At 44.9% G+C, this 22,277-nt stretch carries 19 protein-coding genes; 7 read left to right on the top strand and 12 right to left on the bottom strand.

Features of this window, described 5'->3' with window-relative positions:
* The first annotated feature begins 252 nt into the window (after positions 1-252).
* Both KNV97_RS04785 and nadE read left to right on the top strand, forming a co-directional pair.
* Positions 253-570: an NIPSNAP family protein gene (locus tag KNV97_RS04785; protein WP_136486983.1), complete on the top strand. Its 318-nt coding sequence runs from the start codon at positions 253-255 to the stop codon at positions 568-570.
* A gap of 90 nt (positions 571-660) precedes the next feature.
* Positions 661-2,769: an NAD(+) synthase gene (gene nadE / locus KNV97_RS04780; protein WP_218561659.1), complete on the top strand. Its 2,109-nt coding sequence runs from the start codon at positions 661-663 to the stop codon at positions 2,767-2,769.
* A 64-nt stretch (positions 2,770-2,833) separates the two neighbouring features.
* Here nadE and KNV97_RS04775 read toward each other — a convergent pair whose 3' ends face one another.
* The gene (locus tag KNV97_RS04775; RefSeq protein ID WP_136486979.1) at positions 2,834-3,103 is read right to left on the bottom strand and encodes a D-fructose-6-phosphate amidotransferase; all 270 of its coding nucleotides are present in this window, start codon (positions 3,101-3,103) and stop codon (positions 2,834-2,836) included.
* A gap of 308 nt (positions 3,104-3,411) precedes the next feature.
* Between KNV97_RS04775 and KNV97_RS04770 the strand changes: the two genes are divergently transcribed.
* Positions 3,412-3,891: a phosphate-starvation-inducible protein PsiE gene (locus tag KNV97_RS04770; RefSeq protein ID WP_136486978.1), complete on the top strand. Its 480-nt coding sequence runs from the start codon at positions 3,412-3,414 to the stop codon at positions 3,889-3,891.
* Between the two features lie 176 nt (positions 3,892-4,067).
* Here the strand turns inward: KNV97_RS04770 and KNV97_RS04765 are convergent, their stop codons facing one another.
* Positions 4,068-6,074 (bottom strand): methyl-accepting chemotaxis protein, encoded by a 2,007-nt coding sequence (locus KNV97_RS04765; RefSeq protein ID WP_136486977.1) that lies wholly within the window; start codon positions 6,072-6,074, stop codon positions 4,068-4,070.
* A 229-nt stretch (positions 6,075-6,303) separates the two neighbouring features.
* On the opposite strand from KNV97_RS04765, the gene KNV97_RS04760 reads away from it, so the two are divergent.
* Positions 6,304-6,936, top strand: a complete 633-nt coding sequence (locus KNV97_RS04760; protein WP_136486976.1) for a 3'-5' exonuclease — start codon at positions 6,304-6,306, stop codon at positions 6,934-6,936.
* A gap of 138 nt (positions 6,937-7,074) precedes the next feature.
* Here KNV97_RS04760 and KNV97_RS04755 read toward each other — a convergent pair whose 3' ends face one another.
* Complete coding sequence (locus KNV97_RS04755; RefSeq protein WP_136486975.1) at positions 7,075-8,190, bottom strand: hypothetical protein; 1,116 nt, start codon at positions 8,188-8,190, stop codon at positions 7,075-7,077.
* 187 nt (positions 8,191-8,377) lie between these two features.
* On the opposite strand from KNV97_RS04755, the gene KNV97_RS04750 reads away from it, so the two are divergent.
* Positions 8,378-9,244 (top strand): glycerol kinase, encoded by an 867-nt coding sequence (locus tag KNV97_RS04750; RefSeq protein WP_136486974.1) that lies wholly within the window; start codon positions 8,378-8,380, stop codon positions 9,242-9,244.
* A gap of 19 nt (positions 9,245-9,263) precedes the next feature.
* On the opposite strand, the gene KNV97_RS04745 is transcribed toward KNV97_RS04750, so the two are convergent.
* From KNV97_RS04745 to KNV97_RS04710, 8 genes are all read right to left on the bottom strand, one after another.
* Entirely contained in the window at positions 9,264-9,698 is a 435-nt protein-coding gene (locus KNV97_RS04745; RefSeq protein ID WP_136486973.1) for a YccF domain-containing protein, read from the bottom strand.
* A 122-nt stretch (positions 9,699-9,820) separates the two neighbouring features.
* Positions 9,821-10,543 (bottom strand): sulfite exporter TauE/SafE family protein, encoded by a 723-nt coding sequence (locus KNV97_RS04740; RefSeq protein WP_136486972.1) that lies wholly within the window; start codon positions 10,541-10,543, stop codon positions 9,821-9,823.
* A gap of 537 nt (positions 10,544-11,080) precedes the next feature.
* Complete coding sequence (locus KNV97_RS04735) at positions 11,081-13,033, bottom strand: DUF3732 domain-containing protein (protein WP_218561658.1); 1,953 nt, start codon at positions 13,031-13,033, stop codon at positions 11,081-11,083.
* The gene (locus KNV97_RS04730; RefSeq protein WP_021706403.1) at positions 13,030-13,509 is read right to left on the bottom strand and encodes a three component ABC system middle component; all 480 of its coding nucleotides are present in this window, start codon (positions 13,507-13,509) and stop codon (positions 13,030-13,032) included. The genes KNV97_RS04735 and KNV97_RS04730 overlap by 4 nt, the downstream gene beginning before the upstream one ends.
* Entirely contained in the window at positions 13,509-14,627 is a 1,119-nt protein-coding gene (locus tag KNV97_RS04725) for a hypothetical protein (RefSeq protein WP_050941284.1), read from the bottom strand. Before KNV97_RS04725 ends, KNV97_RS04730 begins: the two co-directional genes overlap by 1 nt.
* Positions 14,628-15,093: 466 nt before the next feature.
* Positions 15,094-15,699, bottom strand: coding sequence for a hypothetical protein (locus tag KNV97_RS04720; protein WP_021706405.1), 606 nt, complete (start codon positions 15,697-15,699; stop codon positions 15,094-15,096).
* Between the two features lie 231 nt (positions 15,700-15,930).
* The gene (locus KNV97_RS04715) at positions 15,931-16,836 is read right to left on the bottom strand and encodes a hypothetical protein (RefSeq protein WP_021706407.1); all 906 of its coding nucleotides are present in this window, start codon (positions 16,834-16,836) and stop codon (positions 15,931-15,933) included.
* 140 nt (positions 16,837-16,976) lie between these two features.
* Positions 16,977-18,515 (bottom strand): hypothetical protein, encoded by a 1,539-nt coding sequence (locus KNV97_RS04710; RefSeq protein ID WP_218561657.1) that lies wholly within the window; start codon positions 18,513-18,515, stop codon positions 16,977-16,979.
* Positions 18,516-18,926: 411 nt separating this feature from the next.
* Between KNV97_RS04710 and KNV97_RS04705 the strand changes: the two genes are divergently transcribed.
* Entirely contained in the window at positions 18,927-19,847 is a 921-nt protein-coding gene (locus KNV97_RS04705; RefSeq protein WP_218561656.1) for a LysR family transcriptional regulator, read from the top strand.
* 113 nt (positions 19,848-19,960) lie between these two features.
* The gene (locus KNV97_RS04700; protein ID WP_218561655.1) at positions 19,961-21,139 is read left to right on the top strand and encodes an MFS transporter; all 1,179 of its coding nucleotides are present in this window, start codon (positions 19,961-19,963) and stop codon (positions 21,137-21,139) included.
* Between the two features lie 501 nt (positions 21,140-21,640).
* On the opposite strand, the gene KNV97_RS04695 is transcribed toward KNV97_RS04700, so the two are convergent.
* On the bottom strand, positions 21,641-22,276 hold the full coding sequence (locus tag KNV97_RS04695; RefSeq protein ID WP_218561654.1) for an NAD(P)-dependent oxidoreductase: 636 nt from the start codon (positions 22,274-22,276) through the stop codon (positions 21,641-21,643).
* Between the last annotated feature and the right edge of the window lies 1 nt (position 22,277).

Here is a 22,277-nt window from a genome sequence, read left to right as displayed (position 1 = left end):
GAACTCCAGTGACGCTTGAACCAGCACAAGGATTTTCCCCTGCTCAGGCAAACCGAGTTCTCTCCTGAGGCCAACAGCGTCGATTTCTAAGAGCAAAAGAGTCCTGTCGTTAGCTCCGGTGCAACCGGCAGGCCTATGCGCGACTCTCGCTTAGCTGTCACCCTGCATTGCTTGAATTTCCGCCCCATTGCCCAAACGTAAACCGATAAGCACTTCATTACTTATCAAATAAGCACTTACCAAGGAGGCACAGTGATCACCTGTCACGTCAGATACGTTATCGACCCGAAAAAAATCGCTCAATTTGAACGGTATGCGCGGATGTGGATTCCGCTGGTGGAGAAGTTTGGTGGCACACACCATGGCTACTTTCTACCGGCCGAGGGCGCCAACAATATTGCTCTGGCCCTGTTCTCATTTCCGTCCTTAGCCGCCTATGAACAATATCGTCACGACTCCGTCGCCGATCCTGACTGCCAGGCCGCTTTTGAGTATGCCGAGCAGACAGATTGCGTACTGAGTTATGAACGTAGCTTCCTGCGTCCGTTGCTGGCGCAAGACACAAAATAACATCAGTGCCTGCGCAACGTCGGTCTGCATCATATACACTTTGCAGAGGCTATCGCTAAGCCCTTATTGCGAAACAAGAAAGGATTCACTATGACCACACTGCGCATCAGTTCCTGTTCTCTCAACCAGACTCCAATGGACTGGAGTGGTAATCTGGCCAACATAAAACAAGCCATTGAACTTGCCCATCAGAGCGGTGCGACGCTGCTGATCACGCCTGAACTGTCGATATCCGGTTACGGCTGTGAGGATTTCTTCCACAGCCCGCATGTCGCCCGGCGCGCCCTTAAAAGTGTCGGCGCTCTGGCCCGCTTCATCCCGCGCAGTATGGCGGTCTCCGTCGGCCTGCCGGTGATGATCAACAACCGCATTTATAACGCGGTCGCCCTGGTGACCCGCAAAGGCATTCACGGCATGTCGTTAAAACGCAATCTGGCAGCCAATGGCCTGCACTATGAGCAGCGCTGGTTCACGCCCTGGACCGGCAGCAAAAACAGCGCAGTGCAACTCGACGGGATGCAAACAGCAACACCGATTGGCAACCCGGTTTACCAAATCAACGGGGTAAAAATCGGGTTTGAAATCTGTGAAGATGCCTGGGTTGCCAACCGCACTTCAGAGCGCTTTTTTAACCAGGGTGTCGATGTCATCGCCAATCCTAGCGCCAGTCATTTCGCGATCGGTAAGTTTCGAACCCGTAAACGCCTGGTTGAAGAGTCCAGCCGCGTCTACTCCGCTTGCTACGTGCTGTCGAATCTGTCCGGCTGTGAATCAGGCCGAGCTATCTACGATGGCGGGGCTATGATTGCGGTCGACGGAATGCTGGTTGCCAAAGGAGAGCGTCTGCACATGAGTGATGTGGAAGTCATCTGTGCCGATGTCGATTTGTCACGCAGCCGTATTGGCCAGATCAGTAACAGTCAGCGCTACTTTGAGGTGCATGATTTTGATTCCGAGCAGACCATTGAGGTTGGATTAAGCGACAGCGAATTGATGCACAAACTGACACCGACACCCTTGAACCAACCCTGGGAGGAGAGCGAACACGAAGAACATGAAGAAGCGTTGCGAGCCATCTCCCTTGGCCTGCGTGACTGGCTGAAAAAAACCGGCACTGACGGTTACGCCTTGTCGCTCAGCGGCGGCGCCGATTCCGCCCTGGTCGCCAGTAGTGTGTACTGCTCCGTGGTGTTTGAACTAAGAGAACGCATCGCGAAAACCGCAGCAGGCAGCCAATGTCGGTTACCAGCACATCTGAGTAAATTTCTCACCAGCCAGCGCATCAGCGAATTTGACAAGTACTCAACGGGCGCAGATTGCCAGCAAGTCGTACTGAAAACCGCGCGCGCCATCATGGCCAATATGCTCACCACCGCTTATCAGGCCAGCGCCAACAGCGGGCCGGTTACCCGGGAAGCGGCGCAGAAAGTCGCACAATCTTTTGGCGCAAAGTTTCTCAGCCTGGATATCAGTGCAGCAGTCGATAACTACCAAGCTATGGTAGCCAAAGCCACTGCGCTGGATCTCAACTGGGAGGAACATGATATCGCCCTGCAAAATATTCAGGCACGGGTGCGTTCTCCGAGCATCTGGTTTATCGCCAACCTCGAGAACAAGTTGCTGCTGACCACCAGCAATATGTCTGAAGGCGCGGTCGGTTACTGCACCATGGATGGCGATTCATCAGGCGTGCTGGCGCCCATCTGCGGCGTCACCAAGACGCGTATTCTCAAGTTACTGTTGTGGCTTGAGCGCCACGGCTTCTGCTATCAGGATGGTCAAACCATGAAGCTCAGTGCCTTGTCCTACATTAATAATCAGCGTCCGACCGCTGAGCTTCGCCCGGGAGAGCAGCGCGATGAGGACGACTTAATGCCGTTTGATGTCTTGGATCGCATGGTATTTCTCACCCTCGAAGCCGGGATGCCACCCCGTGATACTTTTGAAACAATGACCGAAGAATTTACCGCGATAGACAAATCGCTGATGGCTGATTACACCGTGAAGTTTTTCAAATTGCTGTTTCGCAATCAGTGGAAACGCGACCGACAGGCACCGGGGTTTCATATTGAAGTCAACAGCCTGGATCCGAAGACCTACAAGCGTTTTCCCCTGCTTAGTTCTGGCTATCAGGAAGAACTGGCCTACCTTGAATCCGGTCAGTACCAGTACTTGAGGTTAGATCTGCCGGGGCTGTAAAGCCCTCTGAATATGACCTTTGATCCCGACAGCAAAGGTCATATTGTCCGCGGCAGGAAAGGTATTATGACTGCTTACTTTTCATCAGCAGAAAATCTTCCACCGCTTGCACCACTTCGGCCCGGTTGATGTATTTCCCGATGAAATAGGGCGGAATAAAAAACACCAACAGATAGAAAGATTCATGCAATAGTAATGAGGCATGGCCTGAATCATGATGAAGATAGGCAAACAACGCAGTCAGATCCAACAACAGACTAAACAATGCCAGCACCGTAGAAAGAATCAAAACTAACCCCAGCAGATCTCTGAGAAATACTTTGAATGTGGTCATCTTTACTCCCTCAAATAAACCAATCCCATCCAACCTACTCCTGTTCCAGCGGCTATTTTTTGATTTAAAATAATATTTATATTTGAAGCCATGCAAAATTAGATTGACTAACTGCTGCAATTTCATCCGCCGAGAAAATATTCCATCCACTAAGAAGTCACAACCGGTATGATCACTGCGCTGCAATATCCGTACGCTAGCCTGCTCAGGCCAAAACCTAATCCATCGGCTGAATTATCAATAAATCTCGCCAATCCAACCCAGACCTCTTACTATGGCATTAATGTTAATGATATGGATGTAAAGCAATGGAATCGTCACTATCGAAAAAATTCACCCAGCTGTTTCTAAAGGTTTACCATATTATCGAGGCCGTCTTACTGGTCGCGATAACACTGGCGACGTTATTCGCCATCGCCAATGAATTTAAGCATATCTTTACTGCCCAGGCGGTATTGTTAACCGATATTCTGCTGATGTTTATCTATCTGGAAGTGCTGACCATGGTGCACCAGTTTGTCTCGCACGGTAAAATACCGGTTCGCTACCCTATCTATATCGCGATCATGGCTATCGCTCGTTACATCACTCTGGGGATGAAAGAGATTGATGGGGTATTTATTGTCTGGCTGTCTCTGGCCGCGTTGATTCTGGCGCTGGCAACCCTGGTGATCCGAGTGGGTCATCATTACTGGCCGTATAAACCGACCCGCAGTGGTTTCGCCGCCTACTTTGATAAACCGGACAGCGAAGTCACACCGCCTAATCCGGACAAACGCTCATCCTGATATCCTGTTATCCGGAATAAGATACAAAAGCGCCCGGACTTATGCTTTGCGTCCGGGCGTGTTTACAAGGTTCGTTATTTCATTCCTGTCTAGTTTTTCGTATAGCGTGAATTCTGCCTTACCTTGCTGGCTGCTGCCATGTTCTGCTTCGCATCACTATCCGCTCTTCATCCTGTTTACACTCTGAATTTCGACACTTGTTCATCCAGTTCACGGTACAAATTCGATAATGCTCTAAACTGGCGATGAATCTGTTTGGACGCCTGGTCAACCCCATCGGTCTGGTCTTTCATGGCGATCATGTTCTTGTTGATGTCATTCGATACCGTCGCCTGCTCCTGAGTCGCCAACGCAGTCTGTTCCGACAATTCACGTACATTGTTCATCGACCGGCTCAGTGCATCAAACACCTCAACAACCTGGTTAAAGCTATCGACGGTCTGGCTGGCATTTTCCTTACTCATTTTAATGCTGGTAAAAGCCTCATTGACGCTGTGTGTCAGGTGGCTGATCATCTCTTCAATCTTGTTGGTGCTCTCACCGGTTTGCGTGGCCAGGGCGCGAACTTCATCCGCCACCACCGCAAAGCCCCGCCCGTATTCACCGGCACGCGCCGCTTCAATCGCAGCATTCAGAGCGAGCAGATTGGTTTGCTCAGCAATTCCGCGAATAACCTCCAGTACCGATGAAATAGACACTGAATTGTTCTCCAGATCCTGGGCTTTATTCATGGTCACTTCGATATTACGTACCAGCTCGTCAATACTTTTGTGCGATGAACTGATCACGCCCCGCCCCTGCTGAATATGCTCGGTAGCATGGCTCGATTCATTGGAAGTCTCAGACGCCACATTCGCCATCTGCTCATTGGACGCCGACATCTCGCTCGCCGCACTGACAATCGAATCACTGGAGTCAACCAACACCGGGGTAATCTGATTCACGGTATCAGCGACTTTTTCCAGCTCATGGGTCGAGTCCCCCACCGCCGCGCTTTTTTCCTGAATAATGCGCATGATCCCTTGCAGATTAATAACAAACTGATCGAATTCCCGTGACAGATCGCCCAGTTCGTCTTTGGATTGCGAATTGATCCGCGCAGTCAGATCGCCGTCTCCCTCAGAGATCTCCTTAATCCGCCGTGATACGCTGTTGACGTTTTCGGTGATGCGCTTGGGCATGTAATAACCAATCCCGAACGCAATCACAAAACCAACGGCAACAATGATGAGCGCCAGACGCTGGTAACTCGCCACTTCCTGTGCGGTTTCCTGTTCAATCAGACGGGCGTGCTGGCGAACCGCTTCTCCGCCCCTGTCCAGCAAATCACGAATGGCAGCAAAACTCTCCTCACTCTGACTCAGGATATCCTGATGCTCCGGCGATAACGCCAAAACTTTCGAATCAAGCAAGGCTTCGCTGCGCTTAAACCAGGCAGCAAAAATCTCGTTAAACCGGGCATACGGCCTGACATAATCGGGCTCATTGGACATCAATGTCATGTAAGATTGCACCCGCCCCATTGCTTCTAACGCATTCTGCTCAAATTCTTCACGGTTTTGAGCCTGATCTCCGATATGGGTCAGCGCTTTCTGCTGAGCCAGTCTCGCCTGATAAAGATCGCGGTCAGCATTGAGCACTTCGGCAACGGCCTCCAGATAGCGCTTCATCAGCTCATAGTCAACGACAGCACCATCTGTTGCAACTGCGTGAGCCCTGAGCTCTTTTTCAGCCACATCGAGTAAATGGCGTAACGAGTAAAAGTCTTGATCGATGGACTCCATTTGAGCAATCAAAGTCTGATTGGTGGTATACATCTGGTTGAGGCTATGGCTGCTTGCCATCCAGGTCTGATACAAGCCTTCAAAATTGCTAAAAGGCGCAATCAGTTGCGGTTCATCTTTGAGTAATTGACGAAAGCGCTGAAAGCGGTCAAAAACTTGCTGAGCATTCTCATCAAACACTTTTTGCTGCTCGGCGCGATTACCATAATTGGATAACATTTCCGCCTGGGCCAGCCGCGCCTGATAAATATCCCGGTCAGCATTCAACACGGTGGCGATCGCTTCAAAATAAGACTTAGCCTGCTTATCCATCGCGCGTTCTTCTATTTTAGTGATGATCTGCATAAAGCCGACCGCCGCCAACACCAACACCGCCAAAATTAAGATGGGTATCATCATCTTCAACCGAATTGAGTGAACTCGCATGCCAACCCCTTCAAGGAAATAAAATTAGTATAAAAACTCGCCGTTATTTTCGAATTGAGTGTAGTTAGACATATGTGACTTATCAAATATATAGATAGCGTACAACACATGGTTAAATCGGATTGGGTCGCCGGCAATACCTAATGCCAACCAGCGCGTGATTCAGTATAATTTGCGGTTTTCTCCTGACCGGATATTTACCATGTCTCACCCTGCTCATTCCGTTATCGTGCTCGATTTTGAAACCACCGGCCTCTCACCGAATATGGGTGATCGCGCCATCGAAATTGGAGCAGTGAAACTGGTGGATGGTGAAATCAGCGCAACATTCCAGCGCCTGATGAACCCCGGTGTTCGGATCAGCGGCTTTATTGAAAGCTATACCGGTATCAGTAACGCCATGCTGAGCCAGGCAGAGAGTGCAGCAGAAGTGATGGCGGAATTCACCGACTTTATCGGTGACAGTCCACTGGTAGCCCATAACGCCAGTTTTGATAAGCGTTTTCTGGATGCAGAGCTGGAACGGATTGATACCCGCTATGGCGGTCAATTTGCCTGTTCAATGCTGATAGCCAGGCGCCTGATTCAAGACGCACCTACCCACAAACTGGGCGATTTAGTCCGCTTTAAGCAGATTGAAAATGACGGTACCTTTCACCGTGCGTTGGCGGATGCGCAAATGACAGCGCGTTTGTGGCTGCTGATGCTGGACGAACTGAATGTAGCCGGCGTGCATAATCCCAGCTTTGCTCTGATGCAAACTATTGCTACCACCAGCAAACCGTCTATCCCTGCCCTGCTCAGACGCAGCGCAGGCTTATCAGCCACCGATTGATTGGCAGTCAGAGCGTGCAGAGCGGTCATCGCAGCGACATGCACTGCGATGCCTGACTGGCATTTTATGGGGTTAAACAGGAATGATAAGACGGAACACGGGATGTTCATTACATCCCGCCGTTCTAGAATGAAAAACTCAGCAAGACAACGTTTTGCGCCCCCAAAGACGTTTAAACCAGTGCCAGGGTAACCAGATCAGAGCCGCCAGGACGATAAACAGCATGAGCAACCAGTGTGGTAACTGCAGCAACCATTTGGCCAGCAGCCGCAACAAATCACCTTTATAGGCGAGTTTTGCTGCCCGGCTGACATACTTGGTAAATCTGACCGCACCGAGATTATCCAGCACTCTCAACCCGCGCTGGCCGAATGTCGCCGCCAGCATTATCGTGCTTTTACCCAGTTGCGGCGCCCGATGGGCCATCTGCAGCGCCACATCGCCACCCAGGCGATACAGCATGGCGCTGTGCTCGCCGAAGGTCTGCACAAATCGAGCCATTCTGCTCAATTCGGCCTGATTACCGGTACGACTCAGCAGCCGCAGCCCACCACTTGTATTGGCCAGCACGCTGACATCCCCCAACAACTCAGAAACACCAGCCAGGCTTTTTGACTGCCGGGCCAGTTTAGCTTCACTGGTCAGGGTTTTAGCCAGCCAAGGCGGTAATTTGCCTACTTTTCTGGCCGCTTTGAGTGTGACCAGCGCACTTTTACTGGCGCTGCTGGCCAGCAACACCGGAGTCGCAGCGCCGGCGGTTTCTAACGTACCAACACCACTCATGATTTGAGCGGCACTGGCGAGCAGTCCGAGCGACGCCAGTGCAACCAGAGTGTCATCCACTTCTTCGCCCCGAACAAGATTCAATCCCTGTCGGGTCAAATCACGTACATCACCAATCACAAGAAAATCCGTCACTACCGCCGCGGTCAGACCAATGGTTTCATCACTGGTTCCGTCCACTAATCCCTGCTGCAATTTCGCCAGTTGATAGCGCCATTCACTGCGGGTATCTGCAATACTGGCCGCCAGAGACTGGGCTTGGGGATCGGAGCTGACATAATCATACTGCATAAAGAAGCCGAGATACTCAGCAGCCTCTGCATAATGCTGTGCGGCTACCAATTGACGAGTGTATGGCAGAGGGTCCATGCGGGCCATGGCGAGCACAGCAAGCTGCGCCTGCTGCCACATGACGGCGGCCGACACCAGTGCCAACAACAGTAACATCACTTTTCCTGCTCGTTTGATCATCCGCGTACCTCTCACCACACTAACGCCATGCTACCAATCAACCCGGCCAAACGACAATCACCTCGCGCCAGCACAGGCTGGTTTACAATGTAAATCATTCAACCAGCTCACAATTTTCCTACACTAACCTGAGAGCGCAATCAACGCGGGTTACACTTACAACAACACATCAGGCAAGGCGGATTCTATGGCAGACAAACTTTCCACTTCAGCGCTGGCGAAACAGAGAAATCTCGATGCCAAGCAGTTGTTCGCCGATTTGAAAAAAGCCGGCTACATCAACCGTTGTGAAGATCAGTGGATCTTAACCGACCTCGGCGCCAAATTCGGTGGCGAGTACGCCCGGCACCCTAAATTCGGACCTTTTATCGTCTGGCCGAACAATTTGCTCATCGATCTGAGCGCCACCAGCGGACAAACCATGAGCGCGACGCAGGTGGGTGACTATTTCAAACTCAATCCGAAGAAAATCAATCAGCTGTTCAGTGAGCTGGGCTGGATGACAAAAAACGATGCCGGCTGGATTGCCACACCATCCGGTTTACGAGTCGGAGCGCAGCAGAGAGAGGATAAAGGTTCTGAGCAAAAGTTTGTCGTCTGGCACGACTCTATCCGCCACAACCCGCATTTACGCCAGTCGGTGATTGAATTTCTCGGTCAGGACGCCAATGAACATGCGACGGATCAATCGTACGCCAGTTTTCGCCACAAGTTTGCAGCCAAACACCGCACACTGGACGGCCATTACGTGCGTTCGGTCGGAGAGCTGTTGATCGACAACTGGCTCTATCTGGCTGGTTTAGTGCACGCCTATCAGCGCCCGCTGCCGATTGAACAAAATGTGATGAGTGACTTTTATCTGCCGGCCGGGAAGGTGTACATCCAGTACTGGGGCTCCGACGGCGCTCCCACTGAGGAGACACACCGCCAGCAAACCCGCGCTTTATATACTGAACATCAATTCAACCTGATTGAAATTGATCCAGATGAAGTGCAGCAGTTAGACGATATTCTACCTGCACGGCTGCGTACTTTTGGTATTCACGCTTATTGAGCGATCCGCTCACTGAGAGTTAGCGGCGCTGACCATATCTGGCGCGCATTGCGACCTCTTTTGGCACCACCGTCTGACCAATCGGCGCCAGGGAAATCACCGCCAGTTTGAGATGTTGCAGCGCAAACGGAATACCGATGATGGTAATGAAACACGCCACGGCTGAAGCCAGGTGGCCCAGCGCCAGCCAGATCCCCGCCAGCAGAAACCAAATCACATTACCAATCACACCAAATTCGCTGGTACCGATATCGTATTCACCACTCAGTTCACGCCGTGAAATCGCCTCCTGACCGAACGGGAAGAAGGAAAAGGTCCCGATCACAAAACAGGCCCGTCCCCAAGGGATTCCGATAATGCTGATAAACGCCAGCAAGCCGAAAAACCACCACGCCAGGCCCATCACCACGCCGCCGCATAAAAACCAGATAATGTTACCAATTGCTCTCAGCACTGACTGTTTACCTCTCTGTCATCAAGATTGTTGTTCGTCTTTTCATTGTAGGCGAGTCATCGATTATCCGGGAGTATGATTAACACACGATGAACGCCAGAAGGTACACGTAGAGTAAACACTTACATCAGGCCTTTCATCAGCGCGGTCAAGCCACTCAGTAAACACAATACCAGCGCGCCGGATCGGATTTTTTCTTTCGGCAGCGTCTGAGTCGTTTTGCGCGCCAATACGTAACCGAGCCACGCTGACGGGATAAGCGGAATCGTGATCAGTAAGTGGTGCACGGTCAGAAAGCCGGTCGGGATCTGAACCAACAGTGAGATGATGGAACTGAAAACAAAAAAGGCCGATAAGTTGCCGCGCAACTGATTGGCTTCCTGATGCTGCAACAGCAAAGCCATCGGCGGACCACCAATCGCGCTGCTGGTACCAAAAAAGCCCGAGAAGAAACCGGCAACGCCCATCCTGGCCGGAGTCGGCTCAATTCGAAACGGCAGCAGGCTGACCGCTACCGCAAACAGTACCAGCAGTCCAAGCCATAAAGTCAGTACTTCTGTGGAGACCCACACCAGCAGCATTCCGCCGGCAATCGAGCCCGGAATACGACCGATCAGCGCCATTTTCAGACCGCCGATGGAAATATTGCTGCGATGTTTGAATGCACTCAACAGCGAAATAAACAGTGCCACCAGACAAATCGGCGCTGGCACATAGTCAGGCGACACCATGATCAGCAGCGGTGCAGCAACAATCGCCAGGCCAAATCCAATCGCCGTTTGCACAAACGAACCGACAAAGATAAGAAACATAGCAAGAAGTACCGTACTGCTGAAATAGTCCATGATGATGCCTTTTTATAATCAGAATAAACTGCTGTTAAGCCGCGAACGCTAGAAAGAAATGAAAAAAGTCATGCTGTTGCATGACTTTTGAACGTTAACAGGTTAATGGATTTTCGCAATAAAAACGTGTCGCATTGAGATTTATTCAGTGCCGTTCATAGCCTGAGACACCCGTTTTCCTGTTAAAGCGCCCACCTGTGGGAGAGGAGTAAAGTTTCATACTAAACAGCCAAGTAACCCTGTTCGTACCGTTCTAAATGATACGTAACCCCAAAAAAGGATTCATACTAATTTCTACAACCAAGTCTGAATCGGGCTACCGCTGAATATTAAAGCATCATACTGGTTGTCTTCATCATCCGTTGAAAAACGTTTCTGGACATTTCCGTGTTACGATATCTGGTGAATGTCGGACTCTCAGATAAATTTTGCTTGGGTAAAAAGAAAGATCTGACCCCGAGTATTGTTAGCCTTTATGTCATAGATATCATTAGCAATAATATTAAGGTCAAACGTTACTGCTTGACCTTAGTAAAATTATATCAACTTTTGACCATTTGAAGACCATCTATATCTAACATACTGATCAAACTCAGGTTCATCTGCATGTTCTAAAACTATAATCTGTGGCTTAAACCCAATTTTTGGATCTCTTTCAAGTTCATTTAAGAATCGTTCAAAAACCTTGAATATATTTATTACTTGTTTAATATTCTCATCAACTTCTTCTTCACCCAATAACTCTTGCTTATTATTAGAAGAAAACCTTCTTGTTACTTTTGGAAAATATACCTGACTAGGTTGGTCTAGAAATAATATTACTGGTATTACAGAATTTGAGCTTGAGGTTAATTTTAAAATTGACAAGAAAACCGCTAGATGACAAGCTAACCAGTTCGCACCACTACCCATTTCTGATAGTAGTATTTCTTGATTTTTAAAGTAATAAGCGAACGTGAAATCTTCTGTTTTGAATTTCATTTCACCATTTCGTAAATCATCTTCAAAATCTAAGTCTTTTTTAAGCTCATTCATTGTCTCATTGATAAGTGCATTAGCCTCGGAAAATTTATGTTCAAGACCATAGCCTCGAATCAGTCTGATACAATTTTCTAATTCCTCTTTCATAGCTGGAAGATCGTGGTTAGATTTTTCTAACTTTTGCCCTTCAATAAAGAATTCTAAGGTGTTCTCTATCCTCCCACGAATATTATTTAGTGAGTCCCTTATATCTAGATTATTTTTAACTTTGAATAATTTTCTTAATTGTCTTATTTCATTATCTATATTAGCTACGACCTGTTTTTGCTTGTCTCGCTTTAAAAGTAATGAGTTAAGAGATTTAGAACTGTCCTGTTTGTAACTACCAATTCGGGACAGTTCATCAAGAAGTAGCGCTCTAGAGCGCTTAACCTCTTCCACTTTAGAAACAACACTAGTTACTGGTGCGCTACATAACGGGCAACTAACACTGTTTTTAGGTACTGACTCATCTTGCGATACTTCAGCAAGGCGTGCCATCGAGTTGGAGTAATCTATTGACTCCTCCTCATTCGCCTTAATAAGACTTATCAATTGATTACATTCATATAAAGACGTTAGCTCTTTATCTTTTGCTTTCTCTAAGGCATTTAGCTGCTTATTGAAATCAACATTTTGCTCTGCATTCAATGGTACAGAAGGCAGGTTTTTCGCTAAATTTTTCAGCTTTCCTAGTGATGCATCTTCATCCAAAAATTTAAGATTTAAAACTCTATAATACTGCCTAATTGGTATAAGTAATTTTTCTCTTTTTTCTTGAATACCTAGCAGAGCTTTCTTTTCTTCTATCTCTATCTTTTTTATTTGCTTTTCTAAATCTTCAGATCTTTTCTTCAATCTGTAGTATCTGCTATCAACCCAACCCATAAATATAGGAAATTGATCAATTACTGTTCTACTTTTAATGAAGTTATCAAACCTATAAAACAAACTATGCTTGTTAGCTATTAAGTTTTGATGCTGAAAGAATAGTGAAGTAGCATTCCGAATCGAGACTTTCCCTTTCTTAAGTTTATAATCGTCATCATCATTCAATGATGTATCTTCAACCGATAATCCTAAGTGCTCTTCGAAATCCTTTTGAACTTCGAATTTAGTTCTAGTTTTCTTGGACTTAAAATAGTTAGAGTTAATTTTATTATCAACATTGAAATCAGCCGAATATTCAACAGAAAAATAACACTTTGTTGGCTGATTATTTGAGCGTCCAATGATTATCTTTTTATTATTGTGTTCAAATACGCAACAGAATATATCTGTGAAATCAGTAACTTTTCCCACAGGGATTGTAGAGCGATTCGAAAACAAACAAAAATCTACAATCTCTATTAAAGCACTTTTACCTGTTTTAGAGTCACCTGTTATTATGTTTAACCCTCGGTCAAAGCCAAGACGTTTCAAATCACCATCATGACCAATGAGAATTATATTTTTTAAAAAAGCTTTCATATATTTGTGACCTTGGATTTCAGAAGAACATTAACATATCCTTCTTTCGAAAAAATAATACCTAAGTTATAAGATGCCTTTATAAATTCTTTTTTATAGTCATTTGTTATTGATATTTCTTCTAAATCATTTCCATTCAAAATAAAAGAATTGATTATAATTTCACAAATTGAACTGAGGTAGATTATTCCACAATTTGTTACAGACTTTGAGTATTGAACTTTATCATTTATCAAAAACAAACGTTCTTTAATTTCATCATCCTTTAGAAATGCAGTTTGAAAAGTACTACTAACATTAGACCTATTTAGTTTCGCCCTTAAAACATCATCCATAACAAAAGGAACAACAAGATAAATCAACTCAAACTTCGCGCCTCGCTCATCAACTCGTCTAGCTCCTTGAATAAATGAATATAGTATTTCAGCAACAAAAGAGGGAGAATACTTCAAATCTCTAATAACCTGAGGATTCATTAGTCAATATCCTCTTTATTATATTTCCAAGTATAAGCGGTGTTATTAATAGCCTCGTGTACTTTACCTCTCATGAAGTAAGGTTTCGTACCACTTACCTCAGGCACTTCTAACACCGAACTATTATGAAATTCAAAATATGCTTTACAAGCTGCCTTGTTAGATTTGGATGAACCTAAATCTTCATAATCTATTTCGTAAGAATATTGTCTTTTATATCCTGTAGCTTTCTCTACTGCATCTACTAAATAGTTATCAATAATTTCGGGCATAATGTCTGGTTTAAGATCTACAAGGCTCTCTTCACTGTTTTTAGCTTTGAAGTAATCATTGAGAGCAACACCTCTATCTCTGCCTTTCAAACCAATATCTCTATACTCTAATAAAAACAAGTAACCGTCAGCATTCTGCTGCTCCGTATCATACTCCGTGCGGTCTACAGGAAAAGGAATGCTATCTCCACTCCACCTGTTAACCTGAAACTGGAAAGCATCATCAAAATCATTGATATTAACCTTCCAATGTCGGTGGTCTACAATTGCACTTTTATTAACGTATGAGTATATCCAATGGAAAATGCTTTCTCTGTATGGCTCTAACACGCACTTCAATTTGCGAGCTTCCAATAAGCTCTTCCATTTATCTTCTACATGTTCCCGAGATTGATCAATTGTAAATCTAGACAATATGCTCAATAGCTCGGCATCCGATGCATCTTCAAAAATTTTGTCATAGAGAGGCTTAACTGAAGATGATGGTACGTGAGACTTTATGATATTGAGTTTTTCATGAGCACTTCGTGTGTTCCAACCATGAAATATTGAACTCTCGGAAATGAAAGATGTCGTGTGTAACACAATTTGCTCAAACATAGAGGAGTCTTCAACCACCAAGTTCTTCAAAGTGTTCCAGAAATCTTTTGAGTTACTAGCTAAGTTATGCTCTTCTACGTGGTGTTTTACCTCTGTGAACGTCTTACCATCATAGACATCCCCAAAGCACTCTATCCAGATAGTCTCATTGGGTTTTGCATCAAAGCACTTCTCAATGGCGATTAAGACTTGGTAAACATAGCCTAAATACTTTGGTGTAGCGTTGTTGGCAAAACCTTCTGTCATCCTGTCGATTACTCCTAGATTCACTCTCATTAACTTCGCGCACTGGGAAAAACTCGCGATCTCGTTATGTTCTCGAAACCAATTTCACCACCATGCTAGATCGAAGCAAATAAAATCACCATAGTTACCATACGGTTAGAAGGGATTAATTTTGTACAAATACTCCATGAATGCAAGTAAAACCTGTTGAATATTGAGCGGTGTAGTTACGAGACTTAGTAAAAAGGTTACGCTCGTACAATTTTTACACCATTGAAGGGCAAGCTATTAAAACTCACGGGGTCAGGTCTTGCCTTTTGTCTCTTATTACTTTTTGTATATCAAAGTTGACTGAGTATCATTTTGTGATTTGGAGGCGCAACTCATTTGGGGCAGAAATGTTTCAGCCCGAACAGGATGAAACGAAGATGGACAGAACTGTTTTAGGACGTAACATAAAGTCGCCTACATCAGATTAGAAAAAATTTCAATCGAAGTCGTCTCGATTTAGGCTTTCACGCGCCCTTTTAATGAGTTTTTCTACGTGTTCTTCCGAAGACTTGCGCTGAGACAAATAGGCTTTGTGCTCTTCGGAATCCTCGATGTCCAAAAAAGGTAGCTCCTGGTTAGACAAGTGATAATTTACGTGCCAATATGCTGTAGCCGCATTTATATATTGTGCTTTTAATAAATCTCCCCACCTTTCTATTGCTTCATCTGACAAATTTGCAACCGTGTTAGAATGCAATTCTTCGATTCGATTTATTCCTAAATTTACAGATTCAACGCAAGAATCTATTAATGACAAAGATTTCCTTTGAGCTGAACCTAACTTAATAGCGATGTCAGAATAGTGCTTTTTAAATATAGGATTAGATAGCTTTAGTGGAACGCCTGAATCTATACCATTCAATGCGTAGATTTGAATACTTCTTTCATATGATCTACAAATCAAGAGCAATCGATACTTAATATCTTCCAGTTCTTCAAGAATCGCCACCTCCAAGGATGAAACTTTTCGCCTTTGAATATAAAAATCGAAAAGCTTACCTATTGCTACCCCTAAAATGATATATGCAATTTTTTCGTACATAGCACTGACCTGACCCCAACTTTTTAGTCCACGGACAAGTTGTTTTTTTTATCAACTAAACACATAATGAGGCATTAGATAAATTGAATCAAACTGAAATTACTAGAAGTATTATGAGTGATGATCCTGAGAAGGTTTAGGGCATTTCTGACTTACGAAGTGTCAACTGTGAAGGTTCTGGACAAAACCGTCACAGGTTTGCAGTCAGACTTAAGCGCTTTGTATGGGTTTTTAATCTAAGCGCATATTAAAAAACCTCACCTTCAAAATAGATATGTATGGTAGGTGCTCCTCATCGTGATAGGTGTAATCACCACTACTTTGTAGCGTCGAATTGAAGTTCGAACAAAATAACTGGACTCCTGAACGATAAACTCGCTTCTGATTTCTATACCCATTCATGACAACATTCTTATAACCATTTTCAAGATCTGTTACCAACTTTGACCACTCGCAGATTTTCGGATCAACCACGTCTTTTCCTAAACTACCATTTCCAGCCATATCTATCGCAGCTTGAACTAGATCGCAGCCTGTAACCATCTCTGACGTTGTTTTATGTTTTGGCCAAGTAACGTGAAAGGGAAATAACTTATTTGTATTTTTTATCCAGAGTTGGTTCTTGGGCATTAACAGAAACTTAGAGCAATCTGGTAGCCCTTCGATATTGGTTCCACCTAACGTATATGAACCAATTACCCTTGAGGAGTTTTGTACACCTGCCCTGATAGTTAAAGGTTGATGTCTATCTAACTTTTCTAGAAGCTTTCTTTCTTTCGCTGTAGACGCACCACTGTCAATTTTTTTAAATTTCGAAGTATTCTTAGCCTGTAGTAGTAACGCTTTTTTTGAGAATACTACTCCCTTGGCGTTACATTCCTCGACAATATACAGTAAGTCTGCCAGCTCACATTTTACTTTCTGAGTATTAGCTATTCCATGAGCCTGCGGCGTGCCATCAATCCAAATGGAGCTTACCTCTACTCCTCCTGCAACTTGATGTTGCTTTGCTATTTTTTTAGCCAAATATGCTAATAATCTTTTCCCATGTAAATGCTGCAAAGCCCAACGTTCTAGGGAACGCCCTGTTTTATTCTTATATATTTTACTCCAGTAACGCCAATGAGCTTGGTGCATAAATCCTCCTTAAACCTAACGCCCCGTAACGCAATACTGAAGCCGCCGCATGCCGCCTTAATCACTTAAACCACTACACTAATGACTTACCAATACGCAGGCTTCACTGGCAATATCGAGCGATTCAATACAAAATTTGATCATTTTAACTCTAAAGTTTCTTTTGTGGCTTCATCTCGAAGACCTAAGGCATAAGTTTTTGTCAGCTTTTTGTCTTCGTAAGTTATACCGCCAATTAAACAAGCTTTTGCAACTCTAGTGTATTCTTTTCTAATGTTTTCGTAGTTATGGATTGTCCAATGAATAATCACTTTTCTTAACGAGTAATACTCCTTCCTATAGTTGTCTTTAGTAGGTATTTTTACACCGAATATATTTAAGCAGAATCCCAGAATCCTAGCTGATTTGAAATTGGGTAACTTTTCCATTCTCCTGATTTCATCGTATATCAATCGGTAGTATTTCTTTAAAATGTAATAGCTAGCCTTACTATCTCTGTGACCGATAAAATCGCTCCAACAAGAGTTATGCTGAATTGACCAACATGTGTCCTCATCAACACTAACACATGCAGCAGCAAATGTTAGCTCAAACATCAATTCGGATACCAAGTCATATAAATCAATTGATTGGAATCTTTCCTCTTTCCTTTTCCGTAGCTTGTGAGGTGTAAAAACTGCAACAGACGGATGGTTTTCTATTAGGTTTATCACAGACGTGACAAACTTTACTGCCACTCTGAAGTTTTTATAGCAATCAAGATCATAGTAATTATTGGGGTTACTGTTGATTTCATATAGATATGTGCTGTTGTCTTTTATTTTACTGAAGGCGTTATTTATTGCGTATGAATGTCTCCACCACCATCCTTCGTTTAGATAAGACTCAATTGCTGTTAGAGCTGAGTCACAATACACTTTAAATTGTTCATGTTTTAGGTAGAAAAGTGGTAAATCAGCATCTAGAGGGGAAGCAAACTGTCGATTTAAGGCTTCGAGCTTTTCTATGTCTCCAAGCATGGAAATACTTAAAGGCTTTATGTACCCAATAAGCCCAGAGCTGAAACCATCTCCTTCATGGTGCAAGAGCGAGTTTGAGTTAAGTATTGCAGCCGTTGCGGTGTTCTTAGTAAATTGACGAAATGGCAGTGTCTGGATATTTTCTGCTGTCATGCTTTCGTATAATTCGATTATGAGGTTTGGATGATATTCTGCAACAACCTCACAAAATCTTTTGTTTCCTATAAGTAGTATGATGTCATGAGCATAATCCTTGCATTCGCCCTTAGAACCAGATGCGCAAGTTACTATACGGCTAATCGAAGGTGTAATTTCTGAGGCAACCTCTTTAAGAACATCTGCATTCCCCTCTAAGATTCTCGCATACAGTTGATGCATGAACTGTTTGTAGTTGTTCTTCCCAAATTTAGGAGGAGATATAAAACCAAAGTAAGCCCACAAACTAATGATCATGAGGAAAAGTACAGCAAAGATTGCTTGCCACATACTTTGGCTTAGATTGAAATCAGGAGTAAGCCAACCTAAATTGACCCATAACTCTGATATAAGAACTCCGATACCAATAAGAGGTATGATGTAAAAAGAGGTTTTGTAGAGTGATATTGGTGCAACTGCTATACGAAATTTATAGCGTTCCCCCCGTAATTGTGTAGACCACAAATAGTAGTGCTAGAGCGGAAATAAACGATGAGAAGCCGAATATAGAGTCAGAAGAACTCCCTGCGGGAACAAAGCATATCCCTAATAGCTCTCTAGTACACATTCACGTCACCTGATAGATTTGAATTGTACACATATTACTCGCCAATTGACTGAAAGTTAAGCTTTATGAGAGAGTTACGGTATTGACCAATTCCTTGAAGGCAACTCCAATGAGGTTTTTATTGGTTCCGAGATCGAACTGCCCGTCTTCGGATAACTTCAAATATGGCAAATTCAATATACTGATTTGAATAAGCGTTTGCTCTAACACAAAACGGGGCAGAAACAATTCAGTACATAAGGTAATCTGTATACAATTGGGTACATTGAGTCAATAATGACGACATTGATGTCTAAATGGTTAGCTTAATGTCTACATTCAATTCAGATGAATCTCTTCGTGGTATTACAAACTTTGTTGTCGCTGCCAATTCTTCTAGCTTTACTGAAGCCAGTGAAAAACTGGGGATCACAAAATCCGCCGTTGGGAAAAGTATAGCCCGATTGGAGGAACGGTTGGGCACTAAGCTTTTCCATCGTTCAACAAGGAAACTCAGCCTGACTGGTGACGGTGAAGCTTACCTTACCAGTTGCACAACAGCGTTAGAGATTCTTGATTCAGCGGAAAACTCCCTAAGCCGACGCCAAGATAATCCTTCGGGGGTCATCCGTATTGATATGCCCGCTTTTTTTGGCCGTCACCTGATGATGCCCATTCTGACAAACTTCTCTCAACGATACCCAGAGATCCGATTTGAGATGTCGTTCAATGACCGTTTGGTTGATCCTGTCGAAGAAGGTTTAGATCTGGTTTTGAGATTCAGTGAACTAAAAAGCACTAATGAACTGAAGTCTCGCTGTCTAAGTGACCAACACCTCTATTTATGTGCTACTCCCGAGTACCTTGAGCAATATGGAAAGCCAACACACATCGATGATCTGGCAAACCATCACTGTATTATGGGCTATAGAAGTCGCGCACCATTGGCATGGAAACTTAAAAATGAAGAGGGAAAAACTATCCAATATATCTCGGATAGACCTCACCGAATCGGTGATGGCGATGCCTTGTTAAAAGCATGTTTGGGGAGTATGGGGATCGTGCAACTTCCCGAAAGCATGGTAAAAGAACACATAGATTCAGGCTGTCTTGTTTCTGTCCTCACCGAGAACTCACCTGACCCAGTTGCTCTACACATTCTTTGGCCGTGCACTAAGCACTTGGTGCCTAAGGTTCGTTTGCTCGTTGATGAGTTAGTCCAAAAAGCCATAGAGGGCTATTTTGGTTAGAGGGTAGAATTTAATTCTACATTAAGTGTACATGGCGTGTGTTTATTGACTCATATTTTACGATTAAACTCATTTCTACAAATGATTAATCAAATTATATTGAGGAGAAAATTATGCCACTAGCACTCTGGGCTTTGGCTATCGGTGCCTTTGGTATTGGTACAACCGAGTTTGTCATCGCAGGTTTGTTGCCTGCGATAGCCGATGAATTCCAAATAACCATTCCCATTGCAGGTTACTTAGCCACATCTTATGCATTGGGTGTCTTTTTTGGCGCACCTGCACTTATCATCTTTGGCTCAAAAATACCGCGCAAAACCATGCTCATTTTCGTCATGGTATTGTTCATCATTGGCAACTTGATCACAGCATTCGCACCAAGCCTCAGTGTTGCAATACTTGGCCGTATTGTCACCTCACTCGCACATGGCGTGTTCTTTGGCATAGGCTCTATTATTGCTGCTGATATGGTTGCGCCATCAAAGCGGATTCAAGCCATTGCGTTTATGTTTATGGGATTAACAGTCGCTAACCTGGTGGGCGTTCCGGTCGGAACTTGGATTGGTGAGCACATAACATGGCGTCTGACCTTTGGTCTTGTCGCTATCGTTGGCGTCATGACCGTGCTGAGCGTTTGGCGTCTTATTCCTCATCAACCTGCTGCTCAAGACCAACAGTTCTCTAAAGAGATTAAAGCGTTTGGTAACATCAATGTGCTGTTAGCTATGGGTATCACGGTTTTAGGTCCCGGCGCATTTTTCACATCCATCACTTACATTGCTCCAATGATGACTGAAATCGCAGGCTTTAGCAGTTCTGACGTGACTTGGCTTATGTTGGTGTTTGGATTGGGCCTGTTTGTAGGCAACCATCTTGGCGGTAAGTATGCAGACAAAGCGTTAATGCCGATGCTTTACATTACGTTAAGCGCTCAGGCCATTGTTCTGTTTGTCTTCAACTACGCCATCAATAGCCAAATCATGTCAGTCATTTGTATTTTCTTAATGGCCGCATTTGGCTTCTCAACAGTCTCTCCGATTCAAAAGCTTGTGATGGATAAAGCCAAAGCAGCAGGTGCATCAACATTAGCTTCAGCCGTTAATATTGGTGTCTTCAATTTAGGCAACGCCGTTGGCGCTTGGTTTGGAGGATTCGTTATTGCGTCAGGATTTGGGCTTCAATCCCCTAACTGGGCAGGAGGTCTGCTTTCAGCCGGTGCATTAGTACTCGCTATTCTCTCGGGATTAACGGACAAAGCAGAGCAAGGGCAACCTGTATCGACTACAAACTGATTTGATTTAAGGGAGCTTCGGTTCCCTTTTCTTTTTTTATTAAGAACCAATTAAACGATTACAAAAAGTAAGTCAAATGATGCTTAGGTGAAGCGAGTGCTCAATCATAAGTGACACGGAATGGAGCAATTTCGATTTAGGAATGGTAGCGTATCGACCGAGAACGCTGCCATTTTAGTATGAGACTTTATTACTCTCTCACACCACCAGTGGAATTATCGCCCCCTGCTCTATCTTCCGTTTATGGCAAACGTGATGGCAGCCCTATCTGACACACGACGCCAGATTTTAAGGCGCGGACAAAAAGTAAGCACTTACTGCTTTGATTGCAACTCAAGTTGAGCAGATACGAAAAAGCCAGCCTTGCGGCTGGCTGCGTCTCACTCAATTGGCAAATCGGGTTACCAAACAGGCGGACGAATCTGTGGTGACGAACTCTTTGCGTTCGACGTAGCTTACGATCGACGTGACTTGCTAACCAATTCTTAAGCAACACCAATCCTAGTAAGCAAAACCAATCCGCTGACGAGGATGGTCGCCACTGTCGAGTTCATCCACCAGCGCCGCCGCGTAATCTGCAACAGAAATGCGGCTATTGCCTTCTGCGTCCGTCATAAACTGATCGACAGTCACGCGGTAAGCGCCTTGTTTATCGCCAGGGAAGATCTCTGCAGCCGGACAGATGAACGTCCATTGCACGGCACTGTCGCTGTTTTTGAATACTTGCAAAGCGTCACCCTGAGCCAGAGATTCAGACTTATACTCAGCCGGGAAGTCAGGTACGGTGAACAGCTGAATACCCGGAGCCACTTCCAGTGAACCGGCGCCGCCGACCCAAAGCAAACGCTCAATACCGGCTGCAGGCAGTTGCTCAAGCATGTTCTTGGCTGTGTTGGCAACGATTTCGTGGTTACCCGCCGCTCGGCCGCCGATAGAAGCAATCACCGCATCCACGCCTACCAGTACCGAAGCCAGTTTCGCATCACCGCTCAAATCAAATTGGCGCACTTCGACACCTTCAGCGGTCACTTTAGACGGGTCACGGGCAATGGCGACCACGTCATGACCATGTGCTTTCACTTCTTCAACGATGTGGCTGCCAATCCAACCTGTTGCACCGAATACTGCTACTTTCATC

The organism is Vibrio ostreae (assembly GCF_019226825.1).
Lineage (GTDB): Bacteria > Pseudomonadota > Gammaproteobacteria > Enterobacterales > Vibrionaceae > Vibrio > Vibrio ostreae.
This window is presented reverse-complemented; position numbering and strand designations above follow the sequence as displayed.